Below are 20994 nucleotides of genomic sequence, written 5' to 3' on the forward strand. Positions count from 1 at the left end.
GAGGAACTTCGGGACGCTCGGCGCCCCTGTGGCCGGGCTCGGAGACGGCTTGCGGCTACAGCCGCTCCGCGATCACCGCGGCCGCGGACAGCCACGCGTCGCGAGTGCTGTCCGAGAGCGCCTCGAAGTCGATCGGGCCGCCGTCGACCAGCGCCGGATCGAACGGCACCCGGGTGACGGCGGAGGTGACCTGCGAGAAGTGCGACTCGAGCCGGGCGACGAGTTCGGGGTCGGGGCGGGCCGACGGCGCAGCCAGGATCGTCACGGCCTCGTCGACCTTCTGCCCGAAGCCCTTCTCCCGAAGCCCGTCGAGGAGCCACGCGGCGCTGGCCGCCGTGTCCTCGCGCACGGTCGACACGATGACGAGCTGGTCGGCCGCGGCGACCGAGGCGATCCAGTTCGACGCCCGCATGTTGTTCCCGGTGTCGATGAGGATGATCCGGTAGTACTTCGCCAGCACATCGTGGAGCCGGTCGAACGCGGCCGCATCGATCGTGGACGACGCGGTGGCATCCTCGTCGGACGCGAGCACGTCGAAGCGGGCGTCGACCTGCGTGCGTACGTACGCGTCGAGGCGGGCGAGGCTCGAGGCATCCGCATCGGTGAAGCTCGGCAGGTCGCCCAGCAGGTCCACCGCGGTGCGATGGTGCGGCGCGTGCTGCGCGCGCCACCCGAGCGTCCCGCGGGTCTCGTTGTTGTCCCAGGCGAGGGTCGAGCCGCCGCGGAGCGTTCCGAACGTCGCCGCGAGCAGCAGGGTGCTCGTCGTCTTGTGGGCGCCGCCCTTGGGGTTCAGGATGACGATCGTGCGCGGCCCGCCGAAGCGACGCTGCACCGCGCGCTCGCGCTCGAGTCGCGACCGCTCGGCGCGGCTGGGCGCCGGTGAGATCGCGCCCCGGGTCGCCTTCCGCACGGCGCCTCGCCAGCCGGTCGTCGCCCGGTCGCGACGCGGGCGGCTGCGGCTGTTGAGCAGGTCGTCCACGGTCGGCTTGCCGAGCTCGGCCGCAGCGGATCGGACGGGCGCCGCTGGAACCGGCGCAGGCGCGGGGACGGGGACAGGGGCGGGCGGGATCGCGTCCGGCACCGTGTCCGAGACGGTCGCGGCCGGCTGCGGATGCCCCGGCGCGGCGTCGGGCATCGTCACCGAGCCGTCCGGGTGGATGACGAGCGGCCAACTCCGGGCGCCGTCGACGAGTTGCGCCGTCAGCGGGCTCCCCGCGGACGCCGCCCGCAGTCGGACCGCCTCGACGATGCGATCGGTCAGCGCATCGCGGCTCGACGCGATCACCTGCTCGACCTCTCCGTCGATATGGACCTCGGCCACCGTGCTCGACCGTACGTAGACGGTCGGCTGACTGGTGCTCCCGTTCACATTCCCCCCATGCGCGTCGCGGGGAACCGCCGCGATCGCCGAACGGCACCCGGCCCCCGGCCGAATGCGGTGCGATTCCCCCGCATTCGAGCGTAGCCGGTGCGGTCCGGCTCCCGTGGGAGGGCACCAGCGGGGCCTCCGGGCTCCCGCCCGGCGGTGGCGGGGCCGAGAGGAAGGAATGCTCACAGACGCTTCCCACCGGCGCGTGCCGCGCGCTAAGGTCGGAGTCGTTGTGCGCCACCCACGCACGACGACGCGTCGCGCGGCGATGCGCCTCCGCCCCCACGGAGAATCCATGTCCCGAACACTGTCGTCCGTCATGCCCCTCTCGCCCGCCCGTCGCGCCCCCCGTCGCCCGCGAGGCATCCGATGAACGCCGCCGCCCCGCATCGCGGCAAGCTCACCGCCCTCATCGCACTCTGCGCGGCGCTCGTCGTCGCCGGTCTCGTGCTCGGCGCCGGCCGCCTCGAACGACTCGTGCCGCTCCTTCCCGCGGTCCCGAACGGCGACGCCGCGGTCGCGGTCGCCGCCGGCGTCGCGGTCGGCCTGGCCGTCTGGCTGCTCGTCCGCATCGCGCAGGGCACGCGCTGCCGAGCTCGTCGCCGCGCCCTCGAGGCGAGCGTCCGCGGGCAGGTGAGTTCCGGCATCCGCACGCGCATGCTGGTGGCCGAGCTCAACGAGCTGCGGAACGACGAGCCGCACCAGATCCGCCTCGCCGCGCGCTACTCGATCGTCGTCGACGAACTCGGGGTCGCGTTCTGGAACGGCGGCCGCCGCCCGAGCCGTGCCGCCCTCTTCCCCTGGCGCGAGGTGCGCAACATCCGCAGCGACTCGATGGTCGTCGGCGGCGCGGTCGTGTCGGTGCTCGTGCTTCGGGTGCGCCGCGGCGGCACGAGCGCCGAGCTCCCCATCATCCTGAGCGACCCGCGCCCGGGCGCGTACGCCATGACAGACGCACCGTTCTACGCGCTCCTCCGCAGCTGGAAGGCCCTGCATCGCGAGGCGCTGCGCGCCGAGGGCATCGAGCCGCCGCCCGTGACGGGGGCGATCCCCGTGATCCGTCCGGGGCAGATCTACGCCGGGGTCCGCTAGGGCCCGAGCGGCTGCGCTGCGCGGCGGATCGGCAGCGGTGACGTCACGAGTCATCCTCGCCTTCGACCGCGGGTAGAATCTACGAGTGCTCATCTGCTTGACCGCGAGCCACAAGAACGCCGGGTTCGACACACTCGAGCGTCTGTCGGCGCACGCGGAGTCCGCCGCGCCGCGCATCCTCGACCGTCATGACACGCTCCAGGGCGCGGTCGTCGTCGCGACCTGCAACCGCTTCGAGGCCTACCTCGACCTCGACGCCCCCGAGGGCCACTCCCCCGTTCCCGCGGTGCACGAGGCCATCCGCGCCGTGAGCGACGTCGCCGGCCTCGAGCCCGACGAGCTGCGCGCGACCTTCGGCTTCGTGCACGGCAACGCCGTCGCCGGCCACCTCTTCTCGGTGGCCTCCGGGCTCGAATCGGTCGTCGTCGGCGAGGGCGAGATCGCCGGCCAGGTGCGCCGCTCGCTCGAGCGCGCCCGCGCCGAGGGCACGACGACCCCCGAGCTCGAGCGCCTGTTCCAGCGCGCCTCGCAGACCTCGCGCCGGGTCAAGAACCAGACCGGCGTCGGCGGCGCCGGCCGCTCGCTCGTGCGTCTCGCGCTCGAACTCGCCTCGAGCCGTGTCAGCGACTGGTCGGCCGCGCGCGTGCTGCTCGTCGGCACCGGCCAGTACGCGGGTGCGACGCTCGCCGCACTCCGCGACCGCGGTGCGAACGACGTGCGCGTCTACTCCCCGTCGGGGCGAGCCGCGAAGTTCGCCCGCAACCACGACATCACCGCGGTGTCGCACGCCGGCTACGCGGTCGCCGCGGCGGCGGCCGACGTCATCATCACGTGCACGACGGCCGATCACCACGTCGTCGACGGGGTGCTGCTCGAGGGCGGCCGCGCGACGCTCGCCGCCTCGCACACGGCACCGGATGCCTCATCCTCGGCCGTGCTCGCGGAGTTCCGCGCCTGGTGCCCTGCGCCCGAGGCCGCGCACGATGCGCGCCAACTCGTCATCGACCTCGGCATGCCGCGCAACGTCGCGACCGACGTCGTCGAGGTCGACGGCGTCGAACTCCTCGACCTCGAGACGATCCGCCGCCATGCCCCGCTCGAAGAGCTCGGCGCGACCGACGACGCCCGCATCATCGTCGACCGGGCGGCCCGCAACTTCGGCGCCGTCGGCGAAGAGCTCGACCTGGCCCCCTCGGTCGTCGCGCTGCGTTCGCACGTGCAGGGCGTGCTCGACGCCGAGATCGCCCGTGCGCGCTCGCGCAGCACCGGCGACGCCGCGACCGACGAGCGCGTCGAGGCGGCGCTGCGCCATATGGCCGGCGTGCTCCTGCACACCCCGATGGTGCGCTCGCGCGAGTACGCGCGCTCGGGCGAGCAGCGCGCCTGGATCGACGGGCTCGAGGCGGTCTTCGGCGTGCGCGCCGACGAGCTGCACTGACCCGCCTCACTCGACCGCGAGCAGGCGTGGGGCGACGGCTCAGAACCTGCGGCGCGTCTCCCCCATGATCCAGCGGTTCGACCGCGACGGGTCGACGACGGCCCGTCCATCGCGCCCCGCCGGCGCGTACGGCACCGGGCCGAACTCCGCGAGCAGCCCGGGCCTGCGTCCCTCGCTCCTGATGCGATCGACGATCCTCCCCCACCAGGCGAAGTGGCGTTCGACGATCGCCGGGTCGATCGCCTCGGGCGAGGTCACCTGCGGTCCCTGCGGGTGCCCGATGCGCGCGTGGATGTGATCGGCGCGCGCGATCGCGAGGTCGACGGCGGCCTGCTGATCGTCGAGCATCGACTCGGCGACGACGATCCAGTGCGAGATGTCGAACGTGACGCGCAGCTCGGGATGCTCGACGAGGAGCATGAGGGAGTGGTGCGCCGAGTGCAGCATCCGACCACGGTGCAGTTCGACGAGGATGCTGCGCCCGAAGCGACGCCGCCAGCCGACGACCCGCACGGCGAGCTCGTGATGCAGCGCGACGTCCCAGTGGTCCCGCCCGAGGTGCAGCGTGACGTGCTCGGCCGGGAGCCCCGACCGGTCGATCTCGTCGATCTGCTGCTCGATCTCGTCGGCGTGCGCCGCCGGATCGTCGGCGGCGCTCGTGACGAGCAGCGCGAGCGCGGCGTCCGACGCGGCCACCGCCTCCGCGAGCTCGCCCTGCGCCCGGCGACCGGCTGGCCACCACAGTTCGACGCCGTCGTATCCCGCCGCCACGGCCGCCGCCGGGAGCTCGGACTGCCCGAGGTCGCTGCCCCAGTCCGGCATGAGCACGAGCGGCGGGGCGGGGCTCGTGGACCGCTCGCGGGAGCCCTGGCCCGGCCCGCTCACAGCCCGTCGTCCAGGTGCCAGTGGTTCTGCCAGCGCCAGTCGATCGGTTCCGACATCCGCTGGTACCGGATGTCGGTCGACAGACGCATGCGCGATTCGGTGTCGACGTTGTCGAGGCCGGCGTGCACGATGTGCGCCGAGTGCACCATGACATCGCCGGCGGCGTAGTCGGCGACGAGCCAGCGCGTGTCGTACTCGTCGGCGAGGCCGGGGAGGTCCGCGGTGATCGAGGCCGCCGGGTGGCGGAGCTCGCCCGCCGCCTCCTGCGCCATGACCCGCCGGTGGCTGCCCTCGAGGTAGGCCAGGCCGCCGCGCTCGAGCGGGATGTCGCCGAGCGGGATCCACATCGAGAGCACCCGGTCGCTGCCCTCCCGCAGGTACACGAGGTCGTAGTGCGCCTGCGTGGCGGTGCCGATCCCCTGCTCGCCCGGCTTGGTGTGGCGGATGATCTTGCGCCGGTGCAGGTGCACGTCGTCGCCGAGCAGCCAGGCGAACCACTCGGCGATCCGCGGCGACCGGCAGAGCGCCTCGTACTGCGCACCCGGGACGATCTCGTCGAAGAGGATGCGCCGATACGAGGCCCGGTCGACGTCGTGGGGTGCGGCGATGCCGTCGACCGGGTCGGAACCCTCGGCGATGAGGCCCGCCTCGGCGAGCGCCTCGAAGTAGTAGCGGCGGAACTCGAGCACGTCCTCGGGCGCGAGATGCCCGGTGAGGTAGAGGTAGCCGTCGCGCCGCAGCCGCGTCCACAGCGCCTCGCGGTCGCCGCGTTCATCCATCGGCACGGGCTCGAGTCCACCCAGGCGTGATGGAGTTTCTTCGAGCACGTATCCGTTCGACGTCAGCATGGATCCATCATGATCCCGGGCGAGAGTAGGCGGAATAGACTCCTGACAGCACAGAATTGGACTTTCATGACCGATTGGGCGATCTACTCGCAGTCGCATCCGCTCCTGGTCGAGCACGGCTTCGCCTGCCTCGGCGCCGGTCGGCACGAGGGCGCGTCTCCGGGGTTCTCGGGCGGTCGGCGTCGTCTCGGCGACTACGCCGTCGTATTCGTCTCGAGCGGATCGGGGGTCTACCGGGATCCGTTCGTCGGCACGATCGAGGTCGAGGCGCCGGCGACGATCCAGGTGTTCCCGAAGCGCCCGCACGACTACGCCTCGCCGCGGGGCTGGACCGAGCACTGGGTGCTCTACTCCGGGGCGACGGCCGCCGCGTTCGAGGGCATGGGCGTGCTCGACCGGCGCCGGCCCGTGCAACCGGGTGCACGGCTGCCCGACGATCTGCTCGACCGCTTCACGTCACTGCATGATGCGCTCGGACGCCCGGGCTGGCGGGCCGCCGTCGACGCCTCGATGCTCGCGCAGGGGCTCCTCGCCGACTCGGTCGCCGGTCGCGCTTCGTCGACCGCGAGCGAGGCGACGGTCGCGGCGGTGCAGGCCGACGCCGGGCTGCACCTGGATGTCGCGGCCCGCGCCGCGCTCGCGGGCGTCAGCGTGAGCACGCTCCGCGCGCACGTCCGGGAGGTCACCGGCGGCACGCCCAACGAGCTCGTCATCGGCACGCGGATCGACCGCGCCTGCGGCCTGCTGGCGTCCACCGGGCTGTCCGTGCAGGCCGTGGCCGCAAGCGTCGGCTACGACGACGCCGCGTACTTCTCGCGCCTCTTCACCCAGCGTGTCGGCGTCGGCCCTGCGCAGTTCCGCAGGGGGCACCGCCGGTAGCTACGCTTCGTCGTCGGGCCAGAGGCGCCGTGCCTCGGGAATCGCGTCGATGAGCGAAGCTTCGAGCACCCGGCGTACCTCGGGTACCCCGAAGTCCCGCCACTCGACCACGAGCTGCGACGAGCGGGGCAGCCCGGCGGGCGCCCAGACCCAGCCGGTGAAGCTTCCCCGGTACTCCTGCTCATCACCTCCGCCGCCGGAGTGGTTCGCACTGAGCGTCGGCGGCGTCGGATCCGCGCGCGGCTCGATTCCGGCGAACCCGAGCGGAAAGACGGGGGTGCCGCCGTCGAGGAGCAGGCCGAGCTGGAATCCGTCGGCGCGGAACCCGGGGGCTCGTGCACTCGCCGCAGCATCAGGTCGTTCCACTCCCTGCGATCGAGCTCGCGGCGGCGCATCATCCAGCCGAACCGCACCTCGAGACCGTTCGAGAAGCGACGCAGCTCGCGCAGCACGATCACGAGCCGGCCGTCGCGATGGAGCACCTCGTCGAGCACGAGCCGCCCCGGCAGTTCGCCGGACGGCGGCTGCCACCACGGCGGCATCGGCGGTTGGGCCGCCGGCTCGGGAGGCAGGGGCAACCGATCGAAGAATCCGCCTTCGGAGTGCATGACCCACAGGTTAGACGCACGAACGCCCCCGCGGTGAGGATCGCGGGGGCGCTCGCACCGTTGGCGCCGGGCGGGCGGCCGCCCGCCCGGCACCGGTCGCTCACTCGACGCCGAAGAACTCCAGCTCGGCGATCGAGGCCCACGGCTGCCCGTTGTGCGAGCTCGTGGCGACCACCTTGACGAAGCCCGCCGAGGTCGGCGCGTCGAACATCACGGGCTGCGGTGCGGTGCCGGTTCCGAGCTCGCCGGACGCGACCGGGGAACCCCAGTCGGTACCGTCAGCGCTCACGTACACCTCGTAGCCCTTGATGCGGCCGTTGGGCTCCGAGCCCGGACGCTGCTGGATCGAGATGCCGCGGAGCTCCTGCGCGCCGCCGAGGTCGACCGACACGTGGTGCGGGTAGGCCGGCGAGGCGTTCAGCCACTCGCTGTGCCAGCAGCTCGCGGAGTCGCCGTCGATCACGTTCGCGGCGGCGCCGTCCTCGCCCTCCGTCTCCTCCGAGTCGGCGTCGACGACCGTCATCGCGTCCTTCGGCAACGGCGTCGGTGCAGCAGCCCGGGTGCCCCAGACGTTGAGCTCGTTCGCGCCGGCGAACGCCGCCCCGTTGATCGCATTGAGGCCGACGAGCTTCACGAAGCGCGCGTCCGTCGCGGCGAACGACAGGTGCTGCACCTCGGCGGTGCTCGCGAACTCGCCGGTCTTCACCGGGGTGCCCCAGTTCGTGCCGTCGGCGCTGAGGTACAGCTCGTACTTCTTGATCGAGCCGTTGCCGCGCCGCACCTGGTAGTCGAATCCGTCGACGGCGTAGCTGTCGCCGAGGTCGAGCGAGATCCAGTGCGGGTACGGCGTGTCGGGGTTCACCTGCGACCAGGCCGAGTGCCACATCGTGGCCGCATTGCCGTCGATCGCCGCGCGCGCACTGCCGTCACCGGTGCCCGGCTCGGCGTCGCTCACGCCCGCGATCGCGAGTCGCGACTGCGGGATCAGCCCCGGCGGCAGGGTCGGCACCGAGACGGATGCCTCGACGCTCCGCGTTCCGCCCGCGACGGTGTAACCGGCGGCGGCCGAGATCTCGTAGCCGCCCTGCTCGATGTCGGCCGGGGCCGACACTCGCCACGTGGTCTTCACCGTGGCGCCCGGCGCGACCGAGGCGAACTCGGCTGCGCCGACCGGGGCGACCGTCCATCCCTCGGGCGCGACGAGCGTGGTCTCCACCTGCGTCGCGGCCTCGGCTTCGTGGTTCGTGAAGCTCGTGGTGAAGGTGTTCGCCTCGCCCGGCACGAGTCCGCTCACCGGCGCCGCGAGGGTGAGACGTGCGCAGGCACCCGCGGTCTCGCTCTCACCGAGGTCGACGATGCGGAGGTTGTCGAGGATGAGGTCCGAGCCGGTGCCGCCGACCGCGTTGCGCCGGAGGCCGACGAACGGGTCGCCGCACGCGGGTGCGTCGAACTCGTGCACGAACTCGGTCGTCTCGTGCACGGCGCCGAACTCGGTCGAGGTGAGGTCGACGGCCTTCGATGCGCCGGCGGCGATCTGGTCGACGCCGGTCACGAACGAGTAGGCGCCCGCGACGCCGCTCTGGTAGTCGAACGAGACGCGATAGCGGTGACCGGCCTCGAAGGGCACGGTGTACTCGCTGGTGCGGTACACGAGACCCCGGTTCTCCTCGTGGGCCATCAGCGAGTAGTCCCCGCCGAGCACCATGTCGAACTTGCGGCCGTTCCAGCCCTGCTGGGTGAAGGGCTCGTTGCGCTTCGCGATGTGCGTGCGCGGGTCGGTCGAACCGCCGGCGTCGCCCTTGAAGAACGGGCCCCAGCCCTGGTCGACCTGCTCGAAGTCCTCGTCGACGAGCACGTCGTCGCCCGAGGCCGGGTCGTCGCTCGCGACGACGCGGACGTTGTCGATGCGCACCGGGGCGTCGCCCTCGGCGGCAGCGATCGTGAGCGTCGGCCGCGTGTCCTCGGTCACCGTGACGTACGTCCGCAGGCGCTGCAGGGTCGTGTCGCGCCACTCGTCGGCGGCCATCAGGTTGACGGCGCCCGAGCTGTCGATGCTCGTCGAGGCGTCCTCGCCGTCTTCGCCGCGCACGTCGACCGAGAGCGTCGTCGCGCGCGTCTGTCCGGCTGCGATCCCCAGGTCGGCCGAGACCGCGTAGGTGCCGGGCTCGAGTTCGCCGAGCCGCTGGCTGATCGAGGACTCGCCGGCGCCGAGCACCGCGGCGCGGCGTCCGCGATCGTCGCGCTCGATGCTCGCCGCGCCCACGGGGTTCCATGCGTCGAGATCCTGCCCGTTGAAGCCGGGGTCGACGACCTGCGTGCCCTGGCCGAACGAGGCCTTCTTCGGCAGCGTCGAGGCGGCGGTCGCCTTCGTGCCCGCGGCGAGCACGTACGGCTGACCCGCCTCGGCGTCGATCGTGACGGCACCGTCGACGACCGGCAGGTCGGCGACCTTCGTGCGCCCGGCGTCGCCCAGCGCGAACAGCTGCAGCGACGTGGCATCCGCGAAGTCGTCGGTGAGCTGCCAGGTGGTCTGCCCGCCCGCCGGATTGACGTGGTACAGCTTGTCGGCGTCATTGCCGGGCTTCGACGACCATGGCAGCAGGTAGGTGCCGCCGCGCAGCACCTCGGCGCCGTCGACCGTGATCGAGCGGTCCGCGGCGCTGGTGCCGGTCACGCTGACCCCGTCCTCGAGGTCGATCCGCTCAGGCGCCCAGCGCACGATCTCGTGGTGCTGGAGGAACTTGGCCGGGACGTTCGCGGTCCACACGTTCTCGAGGAACGCGTCGAAGTCGTTCTGGCCCGTCCAACCCTCGAACTCGACGATGTGGCTCGTGCCGAGCAGCGGGTGCGGGTTCCAGACATCGGCCTCCGTGTTGTTCACGAAGCGGAGGATCTGCGAGTTCACGCCCTTGTTCGACGAACCGCCGTAGTTCTCGTCGTTGGCCCAGTGCGACCAGGTGTTGTTCTCGGCGAGCTTGTCGGCCCACTCCGAACCGACGCGGAAGCCGTGCTTCACGAGCGAGTCCTGCAGCGACTGCGCGAGCCAGCCGTGCTCGTAGTAGACGTCGATGTAGGCGAAGTCGAGGTTGTCGTCGGTCGCCTCCGCGAGTTCGCCGATTCGCCGGTCGAGCTCGCCCGAGGCACGGTCGTAGCGCTGGTCGATGTAGTACGACTGGTCGAGCCAGTTCCAGCCCTTGGCGTTCTCGTTCGCGATCTCGTCGCTGAACGAGTTCGCCTCGGGGTAGATCTCGGTGGCGTTCATGTGCACGCCGAAGCTGGCGTTCCACTTCTTGCCGGCCTTCACCGCGGCGTTGAGCTCGGCGGGGCCGCCGGCGCGCTCGTTGAAGTTGTCGCCGTAGTCGGTGTTCGCCGAGTCGTGCCCCTCGCTCGTGTAGCCCTTGAGCATGGCCACCTGGCCGAGCCCGTCGGTGTTCAGCGCGATGCGCTTCACGTCGTCGAGCGTGCGCAGGAACGGGTGCGTCGCCTGCGAGGCGAAGTTGAAGGGGATGTGGGTGATGACGTTCTCGGGCGTCTGCTCGCCCTTGAAGGGGGCGATGCGGATGTCGCGCATCGCGATCGCGCCGTCCTGCCAGTCGACGACCTCGTCGCCATTGGCGTCGGGGGTGATCGCGACCTTGACCCAGGGCAGCTCCTCCGTTCCGTCCTGCCCCTGCGCGCGGTAGAGCCACGGTCCGCTCGCGACGCCGACCTCGACGCCGCCGTCTGCGGCGACCGCCTGGCGCCAGAAGTTGCCCGAGTCCTTCGAGCTCGGCCCCGACGAGGAGTCGTAGAGCGCGTTCGTCGCGAAGGCGGCGGCGAGCTCGCCCGTGTCGGCGATGATCGTGTTCGATCCCTTGGGGGCCGAGTCGAGCGGCGTGCCGGCGGTGACCGGCAGGAACACGTCGCCCGAGGCGCCGCGGTCGACCGAGAGGTTCGCCGCCGCGATCGCGGCGCCCGCCTCCGCCGACGAGACGGTGACGAGCCGGTGGTCGGGGATCTGCAGCGTTTTCACGACCCCGTCGGGGTCGGTGATCTTCGTGACCTCGATCGTGACGACGTTGCGCTTGACCGAGAGCCGCGCCTCGATCGCGACCCCGGCGAGCGCGGTGGGCGTGAGCACGTAGTCGACCGCGCTGCCCCCGTCGGCCTGCGAGACGACCTCGACGGGCTGGGCCGTGCCGTTGATCGTGACGGCGGCGATCGTGACGTCGTTGCCGTGCATCACGGCCCCCGAGTCCCGGTCGGTGTACGCGATCACCTGAGGGAACCCGGCGTCGGCGGTCACGGCGAGGTCGCCCGTCCGCAGGCCGAACGAGGCGCCAGGTGCGGGGGCGGTGAACCCGTCGGCCGTTGCGGCCTCGGCCGCGGCGGCGGGCGTCGCCACGAGCGGTACGAGCATTCCGCTCGCGACCGCGCACGCGATGCCGAGGCGCCAGAGGCGGCCCGGTGGGCGTGATGAAGGCATCTTCGTCTCCATTCCCGCGTCGAGTCGACGCGTCCATATCGACCCGCGCCGACGGCGCAGTTCAGTCGAAGGTCTCGATGTACTCCTGTTCCGGTCCGAGCTCGGCCTGCTCGCGCAGCTCGACGGCGTCGCCGAGGCGCTCGAGCTCGAGCACGGTGATGGTGTTCTCTCCCGCGCGCAGCAGTGGCGCGGGCACGTAGTACGTCAGCTGCGGGCCGATCTCCCAGTAGCGACCGAGCAGGAGTCCGTTCACCCACACGAAGCCCTTGACCGAGCCGGGAAGGGCGAGGAAGGCGTCGGCCGGATCATCGACGGTCAGCGTCGCCGAGGCGAGCCCCGAGCGGTCGACCGTTTCAGGAGAACGCTCGCTCGTCAGGACGGAAGCGGCCGAACCGTCCTGAATCGCGTCCGATCTCCTGAAACCCTGCGGTTCGCCGGCGAGTTCACGCTCGCCCCACTCGTCGAGGGGAAGGGCCCGCGTCGACCAGCGCTGCACGAGCCGGCGGTCGAGCTGCACCCCGCCGAGGATGCCTTTGCCCTCGCCGAGCAGTGGGCCGTAGTTGATGCGCCCCTGGTTCTCGACGAGGAGCTCCAGCACGACGGCGCGCCCCTCCCCGCCGATCCGCACGCCGGCCGCAGCCTGCTCGGCGTCGAGCACGGCGACGCGCGCACCGTCGACGAAGACGACGGCGCGGTCGCGGAGTCCGCGCACGGTGAGCAGCGCCCCGCCGCGCGGCACGATCGGCTCGGCGCGGTACAGCGCGAGCCCCGCGTCGAGCCCGAGCTCCTCGAAGCTCGGCGGCATCGCGCTGCGCACCTCGCGGCCCGCGCCACGCACGACCTCGAGGAGCCCGGCGATCGGGCGCAGCGGCAACGTGGCGGCCGGCAGCACGGGCGGGGTCGGGGATGCCTCGGGCGGCACCTGCCCCGTTGCATCCGCAAGCACCTCGCGGATCAGCCGGAACTTCTCGGTGATCGCGCCGTTCTCGGCGACGGGCGCGTGCGAGTCGTAGCTCGTCTGCGTCGGCTGCAGGCGCGCGCCGTCGTGGTTCGCGCCCGACCGGAGGCCGAAGTTCGTGCCGCCGTGGGCCATGTAGAGGCTCAGCGATCCGCCCTCGGCGAGGATGTCGGCGACGACGCCCGCCGCGCCCGCCGGGGTGCGCACGTGGTGCGGGTCGCCCCAGTGGTCGAACCAGCCGTTCCAGAGCTCGGCGCAGACGAACGGCTCGCCGTCGCGGCGCTCGCGCAGCATCGCCGCCGCCTGCGCCGCACGCGAGCCGAAGGTCGCCGTCGCGAGCACGCCGGGCACGCTGCCGCCGTCCTGCATGAGCTCGGTCGGTCCGTCGGCCGTGTAGATCAGCTCGGTGATGCCCCCCGCGACGAGGCGCTCGTGCAGCCAGGCGAGGTAGTCGGCGTCGTCGCCGTAGCTGCCGTACTCGTTCTCGAGCTGCACGGCGACGATCGGCCCGCCGTGCGCCGCCTGCAGCGGCACGAGGCGCGGCAGCAGCTCGTCGAACCAGCGGTCGACCGCGTCGAGATAGGCCGGATGACTCGACCGCAACCGCATGCCGGGCACGCCCGAGAGCCACGCGGGGAACCCGCCGTTGTCCCACTCGGCGCAGATGTACGGCCCGGGGCGCACGATGACGTCGAGCCCGAGCTCGCCGGCGAGCGCGATGAAGCGCTCGAGGTCGCGCCAGTCGCTCCAGTCGGGCTCGCCGCGGCGACGCTCGTGGAAGTTCCATGCGACGTAGGTGTCGACCGTGTTGAGGCCGAGGGCGACGAGGCGCTCGAGGCGGTCGCGCCACTGCGCCGGGTGCACCCGGAAGTAGTGCATCGACCCCGAGAGGATGCGATGCGGCCGGCCGTCACGGACGAACCCGCCGTCGACGATCGAGAGCGCGCTCGCCCCGGTGGCGACGCTCGCGGTCGCGGTCGCCCCGCTCACTTGACCGCCCCCGCCGTGAGGCCGGCGCGCCAGAAGCGCTGCAGGCCGAGGAACGCGATGATCAGCGGCACCACCGAGAGCAGCGCGGCGACCACGACGGTGCCGGCGGGCACCTGCCCGTTGCTGCCCGCCCAGCCGACGAGGCCGACGGTGACCGGCTGCAGGGCGCTGTCGTTCAGCACCATGAGCGGCAGCAGGAAGTTGTTCCAGACCTCGACGAACTGGAAGAGGAAGATCGTCACGAGCGCCGGCGACATGATGCGCACGCCGATCGAGAAGAAGATGCGGAACTCCCCCGCACCGTCGATGCGCCCCGCCTCGATGAGCTCGTCGGGCACCGACTGGGCGGCGAAGACCCGGGCCAGGTACACGCCGAAGGGGCTCACGATGCTCGGCAGCAGCACCGCGAGCGGGTTGTTCAGCAGGCCCACCTGGTTGAAGAGCAGGAACAGGGGCAGGGTGAACATCACCTTCGGGATGAGCACGGCGGCGAGGATGACCCCGAAGACGACCCCGCGACCGCGGAACTCGTACTTCGCGAGGGCGTAGCCGGCCAGCGCCGAGAGCAGCGTGCCGATGACGGCCGAGACCCCCGCGTAGAAGACGCTGTTGAGCATCCAACGGCCGAAGATGCCGTCGGACTCGGCGAAGACGAGCGCGATGTTCTCGAACAGCCCGAAGCCGTCGAACCAGAGGCCGGGCTCCGAGAACTGGTGGCCGGCGGGCTTCGTCGACGCGACGACGAGCCACCAGATCGGCATGATGAAGTAGAAGGCCGACAGGCCGAGGAGGGCGAACACGCCCAGACGGCTCGCGAGGTTGGCCTCGCGGTTCGAGCGGCGGGGGCGCGAGGCATCCGGTCGGTCACTGCGCGGAAGGCGCGTGGCCGACTCCAGGGTCGGTGCGGTCATCGTTCGCCTCGATTCGTGAGCTTGAAGAAGGTGAACGAGAGCACGCCCACGAGCAGCGCGAGCACGACCGACTGCGCGGCCGCGTACGGGTAGTTCTGCGCGGTGACCTGCGCCTGCGCCGCCATGAGCGGGGTGAAGGTGTTGCTGATCGCGCCGCCCGAGATCGTCTGCAGCACCTTGGGCTCGTTGTAGAGCTGCGCCGAGCCGATGATCGAGAAGACGGCGGTGAGCACGAGCGCGGGGCGCACCATCGGGATCTTGATGCTCCACGCGATGCGGGCAGGACCCGCCCCGTCGAGCCGGGCCGCCTCGATCGTCTCGGCGGGGATCGTCTGCAGCGAGGAGTAGATGATGAGCATGTTGTACCCGGTCCATCCCCAGGTCACGATGTTCGCGACGGCCCACAGCACGATCTCGGGGGCGAAGAAGGGGATGCCGGTGCCGACGACCCGCTCGAGCAGGGTGTTGATCGGGCTCGTCACGGGCGAGTAGAGGAACGACCACATGACGGCCGCGATGACGCCGGGAACGGCGTACGGGAGGAAGGCGGCGAGGCGGAAGAAGCCCTTGCCGCGAGCCGAGCGCGAGTCGAGCAGCAGCGCGAGCAGGAGTGCGAGGCCGAGCATCACGGGCACCTGCACGAGGCCGAACAGCGCCACCCGGCCGAGCGAGGCGAGGAACTCGGTGTCGCCGAGCAGTCGGGTGTAGTTCGCGAGGGGCGTGAAGTCGAGCGTGGGGGCTTCGAGGCCGAGGCCAGAGCGCTGGAGGGTGAAGAGGCTCTGCACGAACGCGAAGACGATCGGCACGAGGTACATCGCGATGAACAGCACGCCGAACGGCAGCAGGAACAGCAGCGGAGTGCGCCAGCGTCCGCCGGAGCGGCGCGCGGTGCCGCCGGGTGCCGGGGCGCCGGCGCCCGTGCGGCCGAGGCCGCGGCGCCCGCTGTCGGCGGTGGTGACCGCCCGAGTCGATGAGGTGTGCATGTCGTCCTGCTTGGTGCGATGGTGGTTGGGCCGGTGCGAGCGGCCGGTCTGGACGAGGCTGCGGGATGCCTCGGGGCCGGGTCGGGGCGACGGGATGCGCCGCCCCGACCGGACCCTCGGCGGCTACTCCGCGACCGAGAGCCCCTGCGCCTCGAGCGCGTCGACGGTCTGCTGCTGAGTGCTCGTCAGGGCGTCGGCGAAGGTGCTCTTGCCCGACCAGGCCTTGCCGAGCCCGTCGTCGAGGAACCCGACGGTCTCGGGCATGTTCGGACCCCAGGTCCAGCCGGTGGTGACGAGCGGCGAGGCCTCGGCGAAGACGTCGAAGATGACCTGGTCGCCGAAGTAGGGGTCGGGCTCGCCGAGCGCCGGCAGGTCGAGCAGCTCGGTGGCTGCGGGGTAGAGCGCCGCCGCCTCGATGAGGCCCGTGTAGATGTCGGGGTCGGTGCTCATCGCGTGCGCGAAGGCCCATGCGGCCTCGGGGTTGTCGCACCCCTTCAGCACGGCCGTGGCCGAACCGCCGACGTTGCCGACCTTGTCGTCGCCGGCCTCCCACTGCGGCATGGGCGCGACGGCCCACTTGCCCGCGCCGTCGGGCGCACTGCCCTTGAGCACGCCGGCGATCCAGACCGCGCCGACATGCGTCGCGATCGAGCCGTCACCGAGGCCGGTGTACCAGGACTGGTCCCACATGGGGGCCTGGCTGATGAGCCCGGCGTCGGTGAGGCCCTGCCAGTAGTCGGCGACCTTCTGGCCCTCGGGCGAGTCGATCGAGACCTTCCAGCTGTCGCCGTCGACCGAGAACCACGGGGCCTCGGCCTGCCAGTCGAAGCCGGCGTAGTCGTAGTTGAGGTAGCTCGCCGAGAGCGACTTGCCCGCGGCCTTCAGCTTCTCGCCGGCGGCCTGGTACTCGGCCCAGGTGGTCGGCACGGCGATGCCGAGCTCGTCGAACACCGCCTTGTTGTAGAACAGCGCCATCGGGCCCTGGTCGACGGGGGCTCCGTAGACACCATCGCCGATCGAGACGGCCGACCAGGTGGCGGGCGTGAACTCGTCTTCGTTCGCGTTCGCGAACTCGGACACGTCTTCGAGGGCGCCCTGCGCGGCGAAGCTCGTGAGGGTCTCGTAGCCGACCTGCGCGAGGCAGGGGGCGTTGCCCGCGGTGACCGCGTTCAGCATCTTGTCGTAGCCGCCCTTCGCGCCGGGGGCGACCTCCTCGTAGGTGACGACCACGTCGTCCTGCGAGGCGTTGAACGCGTCGACGGCGTCGGCGTAGCCCGGGGCCCAGCCCCAGAACGTGACCTCGGCGGGGCCGGATGCCGCGGGCTCGGCCGCTCCGGAGCATCCCGCCAGCGCCAGGCCGAGGCCCAACGCGCCGGTGATGCCTACCGTGCGCATGACTGTCTTCTTCACTGCTGCCTCTCCTTTGAATGAGCTCGGAATGCGTCGTGCAAACGAATCAGGCCGTCGCGGTCTCGGGTGCGGGCTCCGCGGGGCGTGTTCCGATGGTGCCACATGTTGTTACCGATAACAAGCCCGAGTTTCACGGTCCCACCTACTGCGAACTCGGGACGATTGGCGATAGCATGTTTCCGCTACCACTGTAGGAGGGTCCCGAGATGACCAACACCCGGCGGCTCGATGCGAGCGGCCGCACGCGATCGCCGAGCATGGCCGACGTCGCGCACCATGCCGGCGTTTCCGCCCAGACCGTCTCGCGCGTGCTGAGCGGGCACCCGAACGTGCAGCCCGCCACGCGCGACCGCGTCCTGCGATCCGTCGACGAGCTCGGCTACCGCATGAACAGCGCCGCCCGGGCGCTCTCGTCGGGTCGCACCCGCACGATCGGCGTCGTCGTCCTGCCGACCGTCGACTACTCGGGTGCGGCGGTCACTCACGGCGTCGAGTCCGCCGCCCGCCGCGCCGGCTACGCCGTGAACGTCTCGACCGCGAGCTCGCTCGACCCGGCCGCGATCGCCGCGGCGATGACACGACTCGACGAGCAGTCGGTCGAGGGCATCGTCCTCGTCGTCCCGGTGCCGACCGGCACCGACGCCGTCGAGGCCATCGCCCGCCGCATCCCCACCGTCACGATCGACGGCTCCCGCACCGTGTCGAGCGAGGTCGTCGCCATCGACCAGTTCGAGGTCGGCCGCCTCGCCACCCGGCACCTGCTCGAGCTCGGTCATCCGACCGTCTGGCACATCGCCGGACCCGACGAATGGCTCGACTCGACAGGCCGCGCCGCGGGCTGGCGCGCCGCGCTCGACGAGGCCGGTCGCGAGGTGCCGCCGCTGCTGCACGGCGACTGGTCGCCCGAGTCGGGCTACCAGGCCGGCCTCCTGCTCGGCCGCATCCCCGAGGCATCCGCCGTGTTCGTCGCGAGCGACGAGATGGCCTTCGGCGCGATCCGCGCGCTGCACGAGCTCGGTCGGCGCGTGCCAGAAGACGTCTCAGTGGTGGGGGTCGACGACATCGCACTCGCGGCGTACTGCAGCCCGGCGCTCACGACCGTCGCCCAGCCGTTCGGCGTGATCGCGGCACTCGCGGTCGAGCACCTGCTGCGCCGCATCGACGACCCGAGCTCGCCGCCCGCCTCGACCGACGTCGACGCCTCCCTCGTGATCCGCGCGAGCACCGCGCCGTTCGCCGGCTGAGTTCGGCACGATTCGCTCGCGGGCCGACCCGAGCCGCGCGCGCAGCCGCTAGCGTCGGAGCATGACCGATGATCCCGCCGCCGGCGCGACACTTGCGCCCGCCATGGCGCTCCCCTTCGACGCCGATTCGCTCGCCTCCCCGCTCAGCACCGAGCGGATGACGCTGCGACCCATCGAACCCGGCGACAGCGACGACATCTGGGAGTACCAGCGCCTGCCCGAGGTGCTGCGCTACATCCCCTGGCCGGTGCGCGACCGCGAAGAGGCCCACGTGCACACGCTGAAGCGGGCCGGCATGCGCCGACTCGCCGAGGACGGCGACGCGTTCCATTTCGTCATGGCGCTGCGCGGCGAACGGTCGATGGCCCGGGTCGAGGAGTACGGCCACCGCGATCGCGTCGTCGGCGACGTCATGCTGCGCATCTCGAGCACCCAGCACGCCCAGCTCGAGCTCGGCTGGGTGCTGCACCCGGCGTTCCAGGGGCGCGGCCTGGCCGCGGAGGCGACGAGCGAGGTCGTGTCGTTCGCCTTCGAGGTGTTGAATCCCCATCGACTGAATGCCCACGTCGACGTGCGCAACCTCGCGTCCGCGGCGCTCTGCCGACGGCTCGGCATGCGCCTCGAGGCGACGCTCCTCGAGGACGTCTGGGACGACGGCTGGCAGGACAGCTCGATCTACGGGCTGCTCCGTCGCGAGTGGGAGACGCAGCGCGATTCGTCGGCGTCCTGACGTTCTCCACAGGCTTATCCACACCTGTTCGAACTCGCATTCGAATGTAACCGGTCAGTGCGGATCACTGCCCGAGCGCGTCGAGCGCCGACGCGCTCGCGACCGGCAGCTCGCAGACGAACTCGCGGCAGCGGTACGCCGACGCCCGCCCGTCGTGCAGCCGCCGACCCGCGAACAGCTCGAAGCCGGCGTCGGCGAAGGCCGTCGCCTCCGCTTCGGTCACGATCACCGTGAGGGATGCCTCTGCCGCCCGCGCCGCGCCGACGAGCTCGTCGCCGCCGCGCGGCCGACCCGAAGCATCCCGCTCGGGCACCACGACGACCAGCTGCACCACCGGCGCTGCGAACCGGGCCATGAGTCCGAGTGCAGCGCCGAAGGCGATGGGTCGTTCGATCGCAGCGCCAGCGAGCTGTCGCATCGCCTGTTCAGCCGCAACGCGGTAGCGGTCCCCCGCTCCGAGCAGCCAGAGCTTCCAGGCCGCCGTCGCGCACGCGGTGATCCCGGACGGCGCCGCGCCCTCGGCCGGATCCGTGGGCAGGGCGAGGCCCCGCGCGGCGAGCACCGGGTCGGCACCGCCGGGCACCGCGAAGACCGAGGGTGCGGCACCCGGCCGGACGGGCGCCGCGTCGAGTGCCGCGTCGATGAGGGTACGGCCGACGATCGCATCCTCGGCCGCACCGGTCACGAGTGCGAGGTCGAGAAGCCCCTCGGCCAGCATCCCGACGTCCTCGAGCGCGGCGTGCGCCGACGAGACGATCCCCTCCCGCGAGGCCCGGCGCACGATGCCGCCGGGGGCGAGATGCTCGGCGAGCACGAAGCCCGCGGAACGTCGAGCCGCGACGAGCGCATCGGGTGTGTCGAATGCTGCGGATGCCCGCGCCAGGGCACCGATCGCGAGCCCGTTCCAGCCGGTGATCACCTTCTCGTCGAGCGGCGGGGGCTCGAGCGTGCGTCGCCGCTCGGCGTCGGCGGTGGCGTAACCGCCTTCGGTGCGCACTCCGTCGACCATGCTCTCGGAGTCCTGCGCCGAGGCGAAGCCGCCACCGGGCAGCTGCATCGTCTCGACGAGGAAGCCGGCGATGCCACGACCGACCGCGACGACCTCGTCGCCGGCGCTCGCCCCTCGCACCAGGTCGACCGCGACGTCGAGCAGCAGCGCGTTGTCGGTCAACATCCGCTCGTAGTGCGGCTCGCTCCAGTCGCTCTGCGTCGAATAGCGGAAGAAGCCGCCGTCGACGGCATCGCGCAGCGGCGAGGCCGCCATGGTGAGGAGGGTGCGGCGTGCCAGCGCGCGACCCTCGCCGGGCAGCTGCGCCAGGAAGCCGAGCACCGGAGCGATCGGAAACTTCGGCGCCCCGCCGAATCCACCGTGCACGTGGTCCTCGCCGGCTGCGAGGCCGGCGAACGCAGAGCGCAGCTCATCGTCGCCCGGCAACGGCCCGGCCGTCTGCGCGACCGAGGCCGCGGCAAGAGCCGTCGACACGGCCGCCGCCATCTCTTCGAGCTGCCCGCGTCGATCGCGCCACGCCTCGCCGACCGCGGCCAGCACCTGCCGGAATGACGGGATCCCCCGCTGCGGGAGCGGCGGGAAGTACGTGCCGGCGTAGAACGCGCGGCCGTCGGGGGTCGCGAAGACGGTGAGTGGCCATCCGAGCTCGCGGGTGAAGGCGGAGGCCGCGGCGAGGTAGCTCGCGTCGACATCGGGATGCTCCTCGCGATCGACCTTGATCGCGACGAAGTGCGCGTTGAGCTCGTGCGCCGTCGACGCATCGCTGAAGCTCTCGCGGGCCATCACGTGGCACCAGTGGCAGGTGGCGTACCCGATCGAGATCAGAACCGGCACGTCTCGGCGGCGGGCCTCCGCGAAGGCCGCGTCTCCCCAGGGGAACCAGTCGACGGGGTTCCCCGCGTGGGCCCGGAGGTAGGGGCTCACGGCGTCGGCGAGACGAACGCCCATGCCTTCAGGGTACGTGCTCACGTGTTAACGGCGAAGAGCCGCCCAGCTGCCCGGGATGGGCGCTGCGCGGCTCGTGTCGAACGCGGTTCGCGTTGAACGCGGTTCGTGTTAAAGGCGAAGAGCCGCCCACGTGGTGGGCGGCTCTTCGTAATGTTTGTCCGGCGGTGTCCTACTCTCCCACAGGGTCCCCCCTGCAGTACCATCGGCGCTGCGAGTCTTAGCTTCCG

At 71.8% G+C, this 20994-nt stretch carries 15 protein-coding genes and 1 rRNA gene; 5 read left to right on the forward strand and 11 right to left on the reverse strand.

All coding sequences use genetic code 11. The annotated features are described in order from the left end of the window. Window positions 1–55 precede the first annotated feature (55 nt). Window positions 56–1321, reverse strand: coding sequence for a MinD/ParA family ATP-binding protein (locus GQQ93_RS17550; protein WP_246192396.1), 1266 nt, complete (start codon window positions 1319–1321; stop codon window positions 56–58). Window positions 1322–1738: 417 nt separating this feature from the next. Between GQQ93_RS17550 and GQQ93_RS17555 the strand changes: the two genes are divergently transcribed. Then, window positions 1739–2461 carry a hypothetical protein gene (locus GQQ93_RS17555; protein ID WP_157425517.1) on the forward strand — a complete coding sequence of 241 codons (723 nt, stop codon included), beginning with the start codon at window positions 1739–1741 and terminating at the stop codon, window positions 2459–2461. A gap of 85 nt (window positions 2462–2546) precedes the next feature. Further along, window positions 2547–3899 (forward strand): glutamyl-tRNA reductase, encoded by a 1353-nt coding sequence (locus tag GQQ93_RS17560; protein ID WP_157425518.1) that lies wholly within the window; start codon window positions 2547–2549, stop codon window positions 3897–3899. A 39-nt stretch (window positions 3900–3938) separates the two neighbouring features. Here GQQ93_RS17560 and GQQ93_RS17565 read toward each other — a convergent pair whose 3' ends face one another. Both GQQ93_RS17565 and GQQ93_RS17570 read right to left on the reverse strand, forming a co-directional pair. Continuing rightward, the gene (locus tag GQQ93_RS17565; RefSeq protein WP_157425519.1) at window positions 3939–4784 is read right to left on the reverse strand and encodes a hypothetical protein; all 846 of its coding nucleotides are present in this window, start codon (window positions 4782–4784) and stop codon (window positions 3939–3941) included. Continuing rightward, the gene (locus GQQ93_RS17570; protein WP_157425520.1) at window positions 4781–5632 is read right to left on the reverse strand and encodes a phytanoyl-CoA dioxygenase family protein; all 852 of its coding nucleotides are present in this window, start codon (window positions 5630–5632) and stop codon (window positions 4781–4783) included. The genes GQQ93_RS17565 and GQQ93_RS17570 overlap by 4 nt, the downstream gene beginning before the upstream one ends. 66 nt (window positions 5633–5698) lie before the next feature. Here GQQ93_RS17570 and GQQ93_RS17575 point away from each other — a divergent pair, with 66 nt between their 5' ends. Further along, window positions 5699–6511 (forward strand): helix-turn-helix domain-containing protein, encoded by an 813-nt coding sequence (locus GQQ93_RS17575; RefSeq protein ID WP_170296235.1) that lies wholly within the window; start codon window positions 5699–5701, stop codon window positions 6509–6511. Here the strand turns inward: GQQ93_RS17575 and GQQ93_RS17580 are convergent, their stop codons facing one another. From GQQ93_RS17580 to GQQ93_RS17605, 6 genes are all read right to left on the reverse strand, one after another. Further along, complete coding sequence (locus GQQ93_RS17580; protein WP_157425522.1) at window positions 6512–6877, reverse strand: hypothetical protein; 366 nt, start codon at window positions 6875–6877, stop codon at window positions 6512–6514. 342 nt (window positions 6878–7219) lie between these two features. Beyond that, window positions 7220–11584: an endo-alpha-N-acetylgalactosaminidase family protein gene (locus GQQ93_RS17585; protein ID WP_157425523.1), complete on the reverse strand. Its 4365-nt coding sequence runs from the start codon at window positions 11582–11584 to the stop codon at window positions 7220–7222. 61 nt (window positions 11585–11645) lie between these two features. Continuing rightward, window positions 11646–13532: a glycoside hydrolase family 35 protein gene (locus GQQ93_RS17590; protein ID WP_246192397.1), complete on the reverse strand. Its 1887-nt coding sequence runs from the start codon at window positions 13530–13532 to the stop codon at window positions 11646–11648. Beyond that, a complete protein-coding gene (locus GQQ93_RS17595) occupies window positions 13529–14443 on the reverse strand; it encodes a carbohydrate ABC transporter permease (RefSeq protein ID WP_157425524.1) in 915 nt (304 codons plus the stop codon). Before GQQ93_RS17595 ends, GQQ93_RS17590 begins: the two co-directional genes overlap by 4 nt. Then, entirely contained in the window at window positions 14440–15426 is a 987-nt protein-coding gene (locus tag GQQ93_RS17600) for a carbohydrate ABC transporter permease (RefSeq protein WP_157425525.1), read from the reverse strand. Before GQQ93_RS17600 ends, GQQ93_RS17595 begins: the two co-directional genes overlap by 4 nt. Before the next feature lie 123 nt (window positions 15427–15549). Beyond that, a complete protein-coding gene (locus tag GQQ93_RS17605) occupies window positions 15550–16821 on the reverse strand; it encodes an ABC transporter substrate-binding protein (RefSeq protein WP_157425526.1) in 1272 nt (423 codons plus the stop codon). Window positions 16822–17042: 221 nt separating this feature from the next. On the opposite strand from GQQ93_RS17605, the gene GQQ93_RS17610 reads away from it, so the two are divergent. Together GQQ93_RS17610 and GQQ93_RS17615 are read left to right on the forward strand one after the other, a co-directional pair. Further along, the gene (locus GQQ93_RS17610; protein ID WP_246192398.1) at window positions 17043–18080 is read left to right on the forward strand and encodes a LacI family DNA-binding transcriptional regulator; all 1038 of its coding nucleotides are present in this window, start codon (window positions 17043–17045) and stop codon (window positions 18078–18080) included. Window positions 18081–18141: 61 nt separating this feature from the next. After that, a complete protein-coding gene (locus tag GQQ93_RS17615) occupies window positions 18142–18810 on the forward strand; it encodes a GNAT family N-acetyltransferase (RefSeq protein WP_157425527.1) in 669 nt (222 codons plus the stop codon). Between the two features lie 64 nt (window positions 18811–18874). On the opposite strand, the gene GQQ93_RS17620 is transcribed toward GQQ93_RS17615, so the two are convergent. Continuing rightward, a complete protein-coding gene (locus tag GQQ93_RS17620; RefSeq protein ID WP_157425528.1) occupies window positions 18875–20767 on the reverse strand; it encodes a thioredoxin domain-containing protein in 1893 nt (630 codons plus the stop codon). 156 nt (window positions 20768–20923) lie between these two features. Then, window positions 20924–20994, reverse strand: a 5S ribosomal RNA gene (rrf, locus tag GQQ93_RS18275); the annotation flags it as partial.

This window comes from Agromyces lapidis (assembly GCF_009749405.1).
GTDB classification, from domain to species: domain Bacteria; phylum Actinomycetota; class Actinomycetes; order Actinomycetales; family Microbacteriaceae; genus Agromyces; species Agromyces lapidis.

What these genes read in the sequence shown, in the direction of transcription:
- GQQ93_RS17555 (WP_157425517.1), top strand. Translation starts at nt 1,739, where the DNA reads ATGAACGCCGCCGCCCCGCATCGCGGCAAGCTCACCGCCCTCATCGCA.
- GQQ93_RS17570 (WP_157425520.1), bottom strand. Translation starts at nt 5,632, where the DNA reads ATGCTGACGTCGAACGGATACGTGCTCGAAGAAACTCCATCACGCCTG.
- GQQ93_RS17575 (WP_170296235.1), top strand. Translation starts at nt 5,699, where the DNA reads ATGACCGATTGGGCGATCTACTCGCAGTCGCATCCGCTCCTGGTCGAG.
- GQQ93_RS17585 (WP_157425523.1), bottom strand. Translation starts at nt 11,584, where the DNA reads ATGCCTTCATCACGCCCACCGGGCCGCCTCTGGCGCCTCGGCATCGCG.
- GQQ93_RS17595 (WP_157425524.1), bottom strand. Translation starts at nt 14,443, where the DNA reads ATGACCGCACCGACCCTGGAGTCGGCCACGCGCCTTCCGCGCAGTGAC.
- GQQ93_RS17600 (WP_157425525.1), bottom strand. Translation starts at nt 15,426, where the DNA reads ATGCACACCTCATCGACTCGGGCGGTCACCACCGCCGACAGCGGGCGC.
- GQQ93_RS17605 (WP_157425526.1), bottom strand. Translation starts at nt 16,821, where the DNA reads ATGCGCACGGTAGGCATCACCGGCGCGTTGGGCCTCGGCCTGGCGCTG.
- GQQ93_RS17610 (WP_246192398.1), top strand. Translation starts at nt 17,043, where the DNA reads ATGACCAACACCCGGCGGCTCGATGCGAGCGGCCGCACGCGATCGCCG.
- GQQ93_RS17615 (WP_157425527.1), top strand. Translation starts at nt 18,142, where the DNA reads ATGACCGATGATCCCGCCGCCGGCGCGACACTTGCGCCCGCCATGGCG.
- GQQ93_RS17620 (WP_157425528.1), bottom strand. Translation starts at nt 20,767, where the DNA reads ATGGGCGTTCGTCTCGCCGACGCCGTGAGCCCCTACCTCCGGGCCCAC.